The 12,621-nt window shown below is 74.4% G+C and carries 12 protein-coding genes; 7 read left to right on the top strand and 5 right to left on the bottom strand.

Annotated features, from left to right (window positions below; all coding sequences use genetic code 11):
- On the top strand, positions 1-378 hold a 378-nt coding region (locus ABZS66_RS56670; RefSeq protein WP_354772477.1), incomplete at its 5' end, for a WYL domain-containing protein.
- Positions 379-585: 207 nt separating this feature from the next.
- On the opposite strand, the gene ABZS66_RS56675 is transcribed toward ABZS66_RS56670, so the two are convergent.
- Both ABZS66_RS56675 and ABZS66_RS56680 read right to left on the bottom strand, forming a co-directional pair.
- Complete coding sequence (locus ABZS66_RS56675) at positions 586-963, bottom strand: VOC family protein (RefSeq protein WP_354772478.1); 378 nt, start codon at positions 961-963, stop codon at positions 586-588.
- A gap of 82 nt (positions 964-1,045) precedes the next feature.
- Positions 1,046-1,945, bottom strand: a complete 900-nt coding sequence (locus ABZS66_RS56680) for an SDR family NAD(P)-dependent oxidoreductase (RefSeq protein WP_354772479.1) — start codon at positions 1,943-1,945, stop codon at positions 1,046-1,048.
- A gap of 55 nt (positions 1,946-2,000) precedes the next feature.
- Between ABZS66_RS56680 and ABZS66_RS56685 the strand changes: the two genes are divergently transcribed.
- The gene (locus ABZS66_RS56685; RefSeq protein ID WP_354772481.1) at positions 2,001-2,408 is read left to right on the top strand and encodes a MerR family transcriptional regulator; all 408 of its coding nucleotides are present in this window, start codon (positions 2,001-2,003) and stop codon (positions 2,406-2,408) included.
- Between the two features lie 212 nt (positions 2,409-2,620).
- On the opposite strand, the gene ABZS66_RS56690 is transcribed toward ABZS66_RS56685, so the two are convergent.
- Entirely contained in the window at positions 2,621-3,625 is a 1,005-nt protein-coding gene (locus ABZS66_RS56690; RefSeq protein ID WP_354772483.1) for an aldo/keto reductase, read from the bottom strand.
- Positions 3,626-3,705: 80 nt separating this feature from the next.
- Between ABZS66_RS56690 and ABZS66_RS56695 the strand changes: the two genes are divergently transcribed.
- From ABZS66_RS56695 to ABZS66_RS56715, 5 genes are all read left to right on the top strand, one after another.
- Complete coding sequence (locus ABZS66_RS56695; protein WP_354772485.1) at positions 3,706-4,239, top strand: helix-turn-helix domain-containing protein; 534 nt, start codon at positions 3,706-3,708, stop codon at positions 4,237-4,239.
- A gap of 75 nt (positions 4,240-4,314) precedes the next feature.
- Positions 4,315-4,875 (top strand): hypothetical protein, encoded by a 561-nt coding sequence (locus ABZS66_RS56700; RefSeq protein ID WP_354772487.1) that lies wholly within the window; start codon positions 4,315-4,317, stop codon positions 4,873-4,875.
- A 92-nt stretch (positions 4,876-4,967) separates the two neighbouring features.
- On the top strand, positions 4,968-8,597 hold the full coding sequence (locus ABZS66_RS56705; RefSeq protein ID WP_354772489.1) for a S8 family serine peptidase: 3,630 nt from the start codon (positions 4,968-4,970) through the stop codon (positions 8,595-8,597).
- Between the two features lie 18 nt (positions 8,598-8,615).
- Complete coding sequence (locus ABZS66_RS56710; RefSeq protein WP_354772491.1) at positions 8,616-9,551, top strand: transcriptional regulator TrmB; 936 nt, start codon at positions 8,616-8,618, stop codon at positions 9,549-9,551.
- 5 nt (positions 9,552-9,556) lie between these two features.
- Positions 9,557-10,318: a hypothetical protein gene (locus ABZS66_RS56715; protein WP_354772493.1), complete on the top strand. Its 762-nt coding sequence runs from the start codon at positions 9,557-9,559 to the stop codon at positions 10,316-10,318.
- Between the two features lie 32 nt (positions 10,319-10,350).
- Here the strand turns inward: ABZS66_RS56715 and ABZS66_RS56720 are convergent, their stop codons facing one another.
- Together ABZS66_RS56720 and ABZS66_RS56725 are read right to left on the bottom strand one after the other, a co-directional pair.
- On the bottom strand, positions 10,351-11,286 hold the full coding sequence (locus ABZS66_RS56720) for a GNAT family N-acetyltransferase (protein WP_354772495.1): 936 nt from the start codon (positions 11,284-11,286) through the stop codon (positions 10,351-10,353).
- A gap of 110 nt (positions 11,287-11,396) precedes the next feature.
- The coding region (locus tag ABZS66_RS56725; protein WP_354772497.1) for a hypothetical protein at positions 11,397-12,621 on the bottom strand (1,225 nt) is incomplete at its 5' end.

Here is a 12,621-nt window from a genome sequence, read left to right on the forward strand (position 1 = left end):
ACCCCCCGCCCTCCCCTCCTCGCTGTGCGGGCCCTGTACCTGCCCGCCCGCAGCCCCCTCGTCGGACACACCGCCCCGCCCCGGCCGGGCCCCCGGGCCGTGGCCGACGCGGTGTCGACCCGCCGGGTGCTGCGCATCGGCTACGCCGACCGGGCGGGCTCGGCCACGCTGCGGGAGATCGAGCCGATGGGGTACGTCGGGAAGGCCGCCCACTGGTATGTCGTGGCCTGGTGCCGGCTCCGCGACTCCTTACGCGCGTTCCGTGTCGACCGGATCAGCTCGGTCGCCGTCACCGCCGAGGTGCCGGCGCCGCGCACGCTGCGCAGCGCCGACCTCGACATCCCGCGCGACCTGGTCCGCCAGCTCAGCCTCGACTGACCCGCCGCGACAAAGGCTCGGCCGCGACTGGCCTGGGCCGCCGCGACTGGCCGGTGGGCCGCCGCGACAAAGGCTCGGCCGCGGCTGACCTGGGCCGCCGCGACTGGCCGGCGGGCCGCCGCGACAAAGGCTCGGCCGCGGCTGACCTGGTGCCGCCGCGACATGGGCTCGGCCGCGACTGGCCGGGCGGGTGTTGTGGGCGTGGGCTCAGCCGCGGTTGACCGCGAAGACGCCGAACAGGTTGCCCGACGGGTCGATGACGTGGGCGAAGGTCACGCCGCCCGTGTTCGTCTGGGCCGGGCGCTGGATCTTGCCACCGGCGGCCTCGATTCGGCGGCAGGTGTCCTCGACGTCGGCGACGCGCACGGCGAAGATCGCGTAGTTCGGCACCCGGCCGTCGGTCGCGAAGAGCCCGCCCCGCAGCCCCTCGGGGTCGCCGGTGGCGAAGAACCGGTAGGCCGGATCCGCGCTCCGGCTGTCGTCGGCGGCGACGGTCCAGCCGAAGACGTCGCCGTAGAACCGCTCGGCGGACGCCGGGTCGTCCGTCCCGACCTCGAACCAGCCGATGCCGTTGAAAGCCGCCATTGGGTCACCTCTCGTCACGAAGGGAGAAACCGTGTACCTCCTCACCGTCGTCGTCGCCGGCGACAGCCCCCTGTCGGTGATTTCAGGCGATGCGGTCGAGGCCGGTGAGTTGGGCGGACAGCGACCACAGGCGGGCCGCGTCCGCCTCGTCGGTGGGTGGGCTGTCGAGGAGGCGGCAGTCGGCGCAGTACTGGCCGCCGTGGGCGTCGAGCTCCGGTGCGGTGGCCGCCCAGACCTGGGTCGCCGCGCCCTGCTCGGCGGTGCGGAACAGGCCCGGGAGCGACTCGCCGGCGGCGTCGATCCAGCCCGCCGCGACCATCTCGGCCGTGGTCAGGTGCCGCTGCAGTGGCGTGCGGATCCAGCCGGGGTTCACCGAGAACGCCCGCACGCCGTGGCGGCGGCCGAGGAGGTCGAGGTGGCGGGCGAAGAGGATGTTGGCGGACTTCGACTGGGTGTAGGCGGCCCACTTGTCGTAGCCGCCGGTGAAGTGCACGTCGTCCCAGCGGATCGTCCAGTCCGGGTTGCGGCCCGAGGCGACCGCCACGACCCGGGCGCCACCGGCGGCGGTGAGCGCGGGCCACAGGAGGTTGGTCAGCGCGTAGTGGCCGAGGTGGTTGATGGCGAACTGCGCCTCCCAGCCCGGGCCGACCCTCGTCTCGGGGCAGGCCATGACACCGGCGTTGGCGATCAGGATGTGCAGCGCCCCGTGCCGGCGCAGGAAGTCCTCCGCGAAGGTCCACACCGTGTCGAGGTCCGCCAGGTCGAGCGCGTGGACCTCGACGCCCGCGTCGCTCGGAAACGCTGCGCTCGCCGTGTCCGGGCGGCGGGCCGGGACGATCACGCGGGCGCCGGCTCGTGCCAGCGCGCGGGTGGTGGCGAGGCCGATGCCCGAGTAGCCGCCGGTGACGACGGCCGTCTTGCCCGTGAGGTCGATGCCGGCGAGGACCTCGTCGGCGGTGCGAAGGGTGGTGTCGCTGCTCATGTCGGCGGACGCTATGAGCTAGACCTCGGTCTAGGTCAAGGTTACGGTCGATGGCGTGAGCTACGAGCAGCTGAGCATCGGGCAGGTCGCCGAGCGGACCGGGTTGAGCGTGCACACGCTGCGGCTGTACGAGCGCGAGGGCCTGCTCGCGGGCGAGGTCCGCCGCGACTCGTCCGGGCGGCGGGTGTACTCCGGCTGGGACGTCGAGTGGCTGGCCAACTGCGTGAAGTTCCGGGCGTCCGGGATGCCCCTCGCCACGATCGCCCACCTGGCCCGGCTCGTCCGCGACGGCAGCGGCAACGAGGCCGAGCGGCTCGAGCTGCTCCGCGCCCACCGGCACCACGTCGTCGCCCAGCTCGCCCAGCTGCAGGACTGCCTCGCCCTGATCGACGCCAAGGTGACGAGCTACGAGGCCCACCTCGCCGCCGGGGTGGGCGACCCCTGGGTCAGCCCAGCCCGCTGACCGATGCCAGCCGTGGACGGCCGATCCGTAGGTCGGCCCGGCGTGTTGACCGGTGTCGGCCGTGGCCGGTCGACCCGCGGGTCGGCTCGGCGCGTTGACCGGTGTCGGCCGTGGCCGGCCGGCCCCTGGGTCAGCCCAGCCTGCTGACCGATGCCGGCCGTAGCCGGGCCGGCCCGCAGGCGGAGGTCGGTCGTGGTCGGGCGATCCGTGGGTCAGTGCCGGCCGGTGACCGGCGACCCGACCGTGGACCGGCTCGCCTCGTCCAGGCGGGCGATCGCCAGTGGCGGCAGCTCGTAGGTCAGGCCCGCCAGGTTCGCCGTCAGCTGGTCGGCCGTGCGCGGGCCCAGGACCACCGACGTCACGTCGGGGCGGGCGCCCAGCCAGCCCAGCGCCACGTCGGCCGGCGCGGCTTCCAGCTCGGCGGCCACCGCGAGCAGCTCGTCGGCGATGTCGAAGTGGCGCGGGGAGAGGAGGCCGTCCACGTACGCCTTGGCCGCCGGGCTCGGCATCGCCGACCACTCGGCCAGGCGGGAGCCTTCCTGCGGCGGCGCGCCCCGGCGGTAGCGGCCGGCCAGCAGACCGCCGCCGAGCGGGCTGTAGGCGAGCACGCCCAGGCCCAGGCGGCGGCAGGTCGGCATGATCTCCGGCTCGATCGCCCGTGCGATGAGCGAGTAGCTGGCCTGCAGGCTCACGAACGGGGTCCCGCCCTGCCGGGACGCCGCCCACTGGGACTCGACGATGCCGGCCGCGGTGAAGTTGGAGCACCCGAGGTACAACACCTTGCCCGAGCGCACGAACGTGTCGAGGGTCGCCATCGTCTCCTCGATCGGAGTTTCGGCGTCCGGCACGTGGCACTGGTAGAGGTCGATGTAGTCGGTGCCCAGGCGGCGCAGGCTCGCGTCCAGGGCGCGGGTCAGGTGGGCGCGGGACAGGCCGCGGTCGTTCGGGCCCGGGCCCTGCGGCACCGCCGCCTTCGTCGCCAGCACCACCTCCGCGCGGCGGTGCGCGATCGCCCTGCCGACGACTTCCTCGCTGGTGCCGCCCCGGTAGGTGTCGGCGGTGTCGACCAGGTTGTGGCCGGCGTCCAGGAACGCCTCGACGATCCGGCGCGCCTCCGGCTCCGGGGCCGGGGCCCGCGGGTCGGTGCCGAAGTTCATCGTGCCCAGGCACGCGCGGGAGACGCGCAGGCCCGACCGGCCCAGTGTCATGTAGTGCATGCCACCCTCGGTACAATCGGAATGGTGATTCCGCTTCAACATACGGAACCTCGATTCCGGTTGTCAACGGAGGCTGTGGCGTGATCCGGTCCGACGCTGCCCGGAACCGGGCGAAGGTGCTGGAGGCGGCCGAGGCCGTGCTCGACGAGCAGGGGCTCTCCGCGCGGATGGACGAGATCGCCCGGCGCGCCGGCGTCGGGGTCGGCACGCTGTACCGCCACTTCGCCACGAAGGAGGCGCTGTACCAGGCCATCGTCACCGCCCGCGTCGACCAGCTGCTGGAGGAGGCCGCCCGGCTGCGCGCCGGCACCGACCCGGCCACGGCGTTCTTCGCGTTCTTCACCCGGATCGTCGCCGACGCCGGCCGGCAGAAGACGCTCACCGATGCCCTGCGCGTGGCCGGCATCGATGTCAAGGCGCAGCAGACCGGGCAGCAGGCGGCCATGCGTGCCGCCATCGACGACCTTCTCCGTGTGGCGCAGACGGCCGGTGCCGTGCGCGCGGACGTCGCGCTGCCCGAGGTCCTCGCGCTGCTGCGCGGTGCCGGGCTGGCGGCGGAGACGGGCGCCTACCCCGTCGGGATCGTGCTCGACGGCCTACGTCGAACGGCGTAGTGGCGCAGCCGCCCCGCGACGGACGCCCCTCCGCGGACCGGGTGGGTGCCGGCCTGCCGGTAGAGTGACCGATCCGTGGGGCGGATCGTGGGGTACCGGCGGGCCGAGCGGGCCGTAGCAGGGCCGGTGACGAAGTTCGGTGGCCAGCCGGTCTGGCTGCAGGTGCCGCGGTGGCCGCTCAGCGCCGCCTGGGGCACGCCGATGCGGTTCGTCGCACAGATCAGCATCAATGATCAGAAGGAAGAGAAGCTTGCCTATCTCTTCGTGACCGCGGCCGACGACGACGACTTCGACCCGGACGTCATCTTCCCCGACGGCGGCGAGAACGCGGTGATCATCCAGCCCGGCGGCGCGTACGACGGGCCGGCCGTCGAACAAGCCACCGGGCCCACGGTGTGCGACGAGGAGTACCTGGTCGACGAGGACGACGCGGCCGACGATCAGGACGACGACCGCATCGGCCGCGGCGAGCCGGTGACGCTGCGCGAGGAGCCCGCCGGCGGGCCGTGGCGGCTCCTGCTGCGCCTGGCCACCAACTGGACGCCGTTCCGCCTCAACCTCGGCGCCGCCCCGCTCCTGTTCGCGCTGATCGACGCCGATGGGCAGCGCGGCTGCATGCTGGTCGAGGATTCCTAGGCCCGCCCTGTCCTGGCGGGTTCGTGCCGTGGCGGGTTCCTGCCAGGCCGCGGGCGTTCCGCCGCATCGACCGGTGCCGGTAGACACCGTGCATGCTCATCGACGAACGCCGCAGGCGCCGCGCGGGTGCCGCGGTCGCCGCTCTCGCCCTGCTCGGGCTGCTGACCGGACCGGTCACGCCCGCGGGCGCCGCGCCTGCGCCGGCGAAGCAGGCGCAGCATGGACGAGACACCACCGTCACCCTCATCACCGGCGATGTCGTGCGATTGATCGACGTCGGTGGCGGGAAACAGATCGCGGACGTTCGCCGCCCGCAGCGCGCACCCGGCGGCGTGCGGACCGAGACCATCGGCGGCGACCTCTACGTCTGGCCGGACGAGGCCCTGCCGCTCGTCGCCGCCGACCGCCTCGACCGGCGGCTGTTCAACGTCTCGCTGCTCGTGCGCAGCGGCTACGACGACGCGAAGCGGGCCGAGCTGCCGCTGATCACCACCGCCGCCGGAGCACCGCCGAACACGGCCAAGGTGCGGGACCTGCCGAGCGTCAAGGGCGCCGCCGTCCGGGCCGGCAAACGCAAGATCCGCGACACCTGGAACGGCGTGCTCGCCCAGCGCAGCACGAGCGGCAAACTGTGGCTCGACGGTACCGTCAAAGCCAACCTCGCCGAGAGCACCGCACAGATCGGCGCGCCGGCCGCCTGGGCCCGGGGCCTCACCGGCAAGGGCGTGAAGGTCGCCGTGCTCGACACCGGCGTCGACCTCGACCACCCCGACCTCGCCGGCCGGGTCAGCACGACCGCGAGCTTCGTGCCCGGCGAGACCGTCGACGACGGCAACGGCCACGGCACCCACACCATCTCCACCGTCGGCGGCACGGGCGCCGAGCCGGGCGTGGCGCCGGACGCCGACCTCATCGCCGGCAAGGTGCTGTCCGACGCGGGCACCGGCGAGGACTCGTGGGTCATCGCCGGCATGGAGTGGGCCGTCGCCCAGCACGCCAAGGTGGTCAGCATGAGCCTCGGCGACTCGCTGCCGAGCGACGGCACCGACCCGGTGAGCACCGCGCTGAACACGCTCAGCGCGCAGAGCGGCACCCTGTTCGTGGTGGCGGCCGGCAACACCGGCGCCGAGGCGGCGATGGGCGCGCCCGGGGTCGCCGACGCGGCGCTCACCGTCGCCGCCGTCGACCGCGACGACCAGCTCGCCTACTTCTCCAGCCGCGGGCCGCGGTACGGCGACTACGGGCTCAAGCCCGACATCGCCGCCCCGGGCGTGGACATCACGGCGGCCGCGCCGGGCGGGGGCTACGCCACCATGTCCGGCACCTCGATGGCGACCCCGCACGTCGCCGGGGCCGCGGCGATCCTGGCCCAGCAGCACCCCGACTGGACCGGCGCGCGGCTCAAGGACGCGCTCATGGGCAGCAGCAAGGCGCTGCCCCAGCTGGACGCCTACGCGGTCGGCGCCGGCCGGGTCGACATCCCGGCATCGCTCGACGCCGATGTCACCGCGACCGGCTCGCTGTGGTTCGGCTTCTACGGCTGGCCGCACGACGACACGGCCCCGGTGGCGCGGACCGTCACCTACACCAACAGCGGCGGCGCCCCGGTGACCCTGGCGCTCGGTGAGGCCGCCACGATCGCCGGCGGCCCCTACGACGTCGATCCCGCGGCCGACGCCGGTACACCGGCACCCGAGGAGATGTTCACCCTCTCCGCCGACACCGTGACCGTCCCGGCGCACGGCAGCGCATCGGTCACCATCACCGCCAGGCCATCGATGGCGATGACGGCTCGGCGGTACCTCGGGCAGATCACCGCGACCACCGCCGGCACGACGGTCCGCACCCAGTTCGGCCTGTACACCGAGGACGAGCGGCACAACCTGCACGTCTCGGTCCGCGACCGCCAGGGCCGGCCGGTGCAGGGCTACCTGGAGCTCCAGGCGTTCGGCCAGGTCGACCCGTACGTCTACGCCTTCGACGGCGACCTCGACGTCCGTCTCCGCAAGGGCGTCTACAGCGCGCTCACCCTCGTCCCGGTGACCGGCAGCCGGGGCCCGGACTCGCAGGCCATGGCCCTGCTCGGCGACCCCGAGATCGTGCTCGACCGCGACCGCAGCGTCACCCTCGACGCCCGCCAGGCCAGGGAGGTGACGGCGCAGCTGCCCGGCCGGCCGAAGGTCGAGGACCGGGTCCTGCAACTCAACTGGTATCGCAGTGACGGCGCCGCATCGACGCTCGACGAGCAGATCATCCTCCCGCCGCAGTACGACGAGGCATTGGTACTGCCGACAAAGCGCGTCACCAAGGGCGCCTTCGAGTACGAGACGCGCTGGCGCCAGGCGTACCCCCTGCTCACCATCAATGACGACCTGCCGTTCCTCGGCCAGCCCGGCTCCAGCCTCTACGACGGCCGCGACCAGCTCGACGTCGTGCGGGCCGGCATCGGCGCCGCCGAGGACTACGCGGGCAGGCGGGTCCGCGGCAAGGCCGTCGTGGTGACCCGCTCCGACGCGGTCGGCCCGGCGCAGCGCGCGGCGAACGCGGCGGCGGCCGGCGCCCGGCTGTTGATCGTCGTCAATGACGGCCCCGGCAAGCTGCTCGAGTGGGTCGGCGCCGACGACGGTTCGCCCAGCCCGGTCCCGGTCGTCTCGGTGACGCAGCGGGCCGGCGCGGCGCTGCCCGGCCGGCTGCGGGTCGAAGGCGTGCCGGACTCGCCGTACGTGTACGACCTGGTCGCGCAGTACCCCGGGCGCATCCCGGCCGACCTGACCTACCGGCCCCGGCCCGACCAGCTGGCCCGGGTCGACATGCGGTTCCACGGCACGACCGCCACCCCGAGCGGCGAGTACCGCTGGGCGTTCCGGCCGTACCGCCCGGTCGCGGTCGGCTTCCTCCAGTCGGTCACGATGCCCGGCACCCGAACCGACTACGTGTCGGCGCCCGGCGGCACGAGCTGGGCCGAGACCTCGCTCACCGGCCCCGGCTACGCGGTCGAGTCGCGCTCCGGCGTGCACGCGTACCGCGCCGGCAGCCGCCAGGTCAGCGACTGGTTCGCGCCCGTCGCGCACCCGCGCAACGGATCCGGCTTCTGGTGGTCGTCGCGGCAGGTCGGCTTCGCCGAGTTCAACGTGCAGCCGTGGACCGACAGCGGCACCGACCACGGCGGGTACATGCAGGACGGCACCGACCAGCGCCGGTTCCGGGTCTGGGAGGAGGGGCAGCTCGTCGCCGACTCCGAGTGGCCTGCGGCGTACGTCAGCCCGTCGACCGACGGACCGCTGACGTACACGCTCGACCTGCAGGCGTCGCGGGACCCGGCGCTGTACCGGCTCTCGACCAGCACCCACACCACATGGACGGTCAAGGCGCAGCCGGTCGGCGACCCGGCGCGGATCGACATCCTGCCGCTGCTCCAGCTCGACTACGCCGTGGAGACGGACCTGTCGGGCACCGCGCGGCCGGGCCGCAACGCGGTCGGCGTCAAGGCCGGCCACCTGCCGGGCGCGGTCGGCGGCGGTACCGTGGTCGCGTTGTCGGTAGAGATCTCCTTCGATGACGGGCGGCACTGGCAGCGAACGCCGCTGATCGATGGCGTGGCGCGGTTCGTCCCGCCACGTGGCGCCGGCTACGTGTCGCTGCGCGCCACCGCGCGCGACGACCGGGGCAACACGATCGAGCAGGAGGTGATCCGGGCCTACGCAGTGCCCGACTGGCGCTGACGGCCCTATGATCGGCGGATGCTCGGCCCCCTCGGCCTCGACCCCGACGAGGAACGGCTGTACCGATGCCTGGTCGCGGGCGGCGGCACGCTCGACGAGCTGACCGCCCGCGACCCCGGGCCGCGCACGGCCGAGCTGCTCGCCGCGCTCGTGGCCCGGGGCCTCGCGGTGGCCGAGCCGCAGGGCACCTACGCCGCCGCGCCGCCGGCCATCGCCCTCGGCGCGCTGCTGCGCCACCAGCGCGACCAGCTCCAGGCGGCCGAGCTGGCGCTGCTCGCCCTGGCCGAGGAGCACCGGCGCACCGAGGCCGCCCGGGGCGCCGGCGTCGTCGAGGTGATCACCGACGTCGACGCGGTGCGGCACCGGTTCGCCCAGGTGCAGGCGGCCGCCCGGCACGACGTCCGCTCGCTCGTCGTGCCGGGCCTGGAGGTGGTGCCGCACAAGGACAACGCCGCCGGGGACGACGGGCTGCGCCGCGGCGTGCGGTACCGCGTCATCGTCGACCGGGCGTCCCTCGCCGAGCCCGGCCTCGTGCAGCTCGCCGCGGCCAGCATCGCCGAGGGCGAGGAGATCCGGGTCATCGAGAAGACCCCGGTCAAGATGATCATCGCGGACGGCCAGGTGGCGATGCTCCCGCTGCTGTCCGGCCGGCACACCGCCGCCGCCTCGGTGCTGGTCCACGCGAGCGGCCTGCTCGACGCGCTGATCGCGCTGTTCGAGGAGCTGTGGGAGCACGCCTATCCACTGTGGACCGACGCGGGAACGGAGCTGGAGCCGCTCGACCGCCGGATCCTGGCGCTCCTGCTGGCCGGCCTGACCGACCAGGCGATCGCCGGGCAGCTCGACACCAGCCTGCGCACGGTCCAGCGGCGCATCCACGCGCTGATGCTGCGGGCCGGCGCCGAGACCCGCATCCAGCTGGGCTGGCACGCGGCCCGCAAGGGCTGGGCCTGACGCCCATGCGCGCGGTCCTCCGGCAGATCGGGAAATGGGACGGCCGTCGGGTGCCCGACGACCTGCCCGACGTGTGCGACTTCGTCGACCCCGGCGCGGACCCCGGCGAACAGCGGGCGGTGGCGGCGTACCTCCGCTCCGGCACGGCCTACGTCGTGGCCGCGGGCTACTCCGTCTGCCGGCTGTGCGGGCGCGGCAACGGCAGCGCGGAGCTGACCGACGGCACGCACTTCCTCTGGCCGTCCGGCCTGGCCCACTACGTCGAGGAGCACGCGGTCCGCCTGCCGGCCGAGGTCGTCGCCGTCGCTGTCGCCGCGGGCGGCGCGGCCCCGCCGGTGGACCTCGGCCGCTTCGGGTTCGAGGCGTGGGAGTCCGGCGAGATCAGGGTCGACCTCGAGTGGTGGACGAGGCAGACCGGCACCCGCTCCGGGGTGCACCTGCCCGGGTGCCGGCGCAGCCCGGTCGTGGCCCGGTGGGACCTGCCGGCGACGGCCGACATCTACGTGGACCGGGTGCCGCCCGACGGCGTCGCGACCCTGGCGCGGATCCGGCGGCTCGTCGGCGCCCCGTGGCCGCTCTCCGGCCTGCGGGCGCTGCTCGGCACCCAGCCGCTGCTCGCGGCCCCGGCCGCCAGCCCGGCGCGCCTGTACGAGGCCCTGGAAGCGGCGCCCGACCTGCGGCCGTACCTGTTCTACGGCACGGAGGACGGGCTCACGGCCGTGCGCCCGCCCGGATCGCCCCGACCGGGGTCAGCGGCGAACTTTTGATGACAGCGCCGGCGATCGCCTGGTCGCGCAAGTTAGACGGGTCGATGGAACGCGATGACGTGCTGGTCGACGGTGAAGCCGGACCGTGCGTAGGTGGCCACCGCGCCGGTCGGGTTGTCGGCGTCGGCGTCCAGGGCGGCGTGCGTGTAGCCGGCCCGGCCGGCCGCGTCCAGCACGTCGGCGAGCAGAGCGCTCGCGATGCCCCGGCGGCGCCAGGCGGCGTCGGTGCCGAGCTGTCCGATGTACACGCGGCCGGGGGTGTCGCTGCCGTAGGCCAGAAGATAGCCGACGATCGCGTCGCCGGCGACGGCGACCCGCGACAGGTCGGGGCGGAACGTCGCCGAGGCCACGGTCAGCGCCGCCCACGCGTCGAAGGTGCGCGGCTGGAAGCCCCACAGGTCCTGGAACGCCGTGTTGTGCAGGGCGTGCACCTGTCGTTCCTCGCTCCCGTGGTACTGCTGAAGCTTCAAACCATCGAGCGGTGTCACCGTCGGCGGCGATGTCGTGGGCGCCGACATCTCGAGGAAGTGGCGCGCGACGGTGAACCCGAAGTGCTCGTACAGCCTTAGCGTGGGTGCGTCGGCGACGCCGGTCACGACCTGCGCCGCCCACGACGCGTCCGGTGCGACCTCGGCGTGCCGAGCCGCGGCCCGCTCCAGCTGCCAGGCCAGCACCCGGCGGCCGAGCCCGGCGCCGCGCCGGTCGGGATGCACGCCCCCGATCAACTCAAGTCGATGTCCCCCCGCGGGCGGCAGCGGCACCAGGCCGACGCCCGCGAGCCGCCCGTCGCCGTCGACGACCAGCAGCGTGTCGGCGGACGGGTCGGCGACCTCGTGCCGCACCACGTCGTCGACGTCGGAGGGCGCGTGCCCACCGGGCCCGCCGCCGGCCGCGGCGACGGCGTTGATGAGCTCCGCCACGGCGGCGGCGTCACCGTCCCGGTACGGCCGTTCATAGAAGTCCGTCACGCCCGACACCGTATGCGCTACCGATCGGGCCGTCGAGGTAGTTCCGGACAGTCGTCGGGGATCGCCGCCTGCTCGATGACGACGACCTCGGCGTCGCGGCTGGAGCTGCGCTAACCCCACTCGCTGACGAGCCCCTGGCCGGCCAGGAACCGCTCCGTCCGGGGCTCGGCGACGGTCTGCGTGGCTAGCGTGCGGCCGTCGGCGTCGAGCGCCTCGATCGTGAGCGTGGCCGGCGCCGGCGCGGTGAGGACCCCGACGCCGTCGGTCAGCGTGACCGTCGCGACCGGTCCGCCCGTGACCCGCAGCCGCGTCGCGCCGGGCGGGGCGATCACGAGCAGGCGCTCGGAGTACCCGATCCGCTCCTCGTCCGGCAGCCGGACCGTCACCATCGCGTCCGATGCCGCCACGGCCGTGGTCATCCGGGCGGTCGGGAAGTCCTTCGGCGGCTGCTGGGGCACCGCACCGTGGACGGCGGTGACCGGCATGGCGTCACCGGTGCCGGCGACCGCGCTCACCAGCACCGAGCCGTCGCCGAGCTCACCCAGGCCGACGACGACCGGCCGGTGTTCGCCGGGCGGGGTGCCGCCCCAGAGGATTCGGTACCGCTGGACGTCGAGGCCCGGCACGGTCGGCCACCTGCGGAGCAGCACCCTGGCGATGTCGGGCAGGTCCTCCCCGCGCTCGGCCGGCGTCGGCTCGATCTTGCGGAACGGGTCCCCGATCAGCGCCCTGTCGGCGAGTTCCCGGAGCGTGCCGCCGCAGGTCACCCGCAGCCAGACGCGGGGGTCGGGCAGCACGAGGTACTCGCCGCCGGCCGCCCACGTGTGCTGCAACGTGCTGTCCGGCCCCACCTGCGTCGCCGTCGACCGCTCGGCCGAGCAGCCCGGCGGGACGATCGCGACCGTGAAGCCGGACCGGTTGACGCCGAAGAGGGTGAGCGGGGCGAGCCCGCCGGTCTCCCGGCCGCCGTGCTGCCCGGTGGCGAGCGTCGCCACGGGGACGTCCTCGGGCGCGTAGGACGCGACGAACTGGGCGCGGGTGCCGTCGTGGAAGACGGCGCCGAACGACCGCTGGCCGTCGGTGTCGGCGACGAACAGCACCTTCACCCGGTCGAGCTCGGTCTTGACCGGCCAGGCGTCCCGGGCCGCGAGCAGCGCGGCGGTGAGCTCGTCGACGACGCCCGGCTCCGCCGCCGCGTTGCCGCGCACCGGTGCGTCGATGATGCGGCGGGTCCAGTCGGTCAGCGGCTCGTCCAGGTACGGCGGCTCGTCGACGGTGGTCGTCGGGGCCGGCTGCGGCGCCGGGCCGCCGGTGCCCGCGAGCGCCTGCGCGCCG

It is taken from the genome of Dactylosporangium sp. NPDC005572, from assembly GCF_040605515.1.
Classification (GTDB): domain Bacteria; phylum Actinomycetota; class Actinomycetes; order Mycobacteriales; family Micromonosporaceae; genus Dactylosporangium.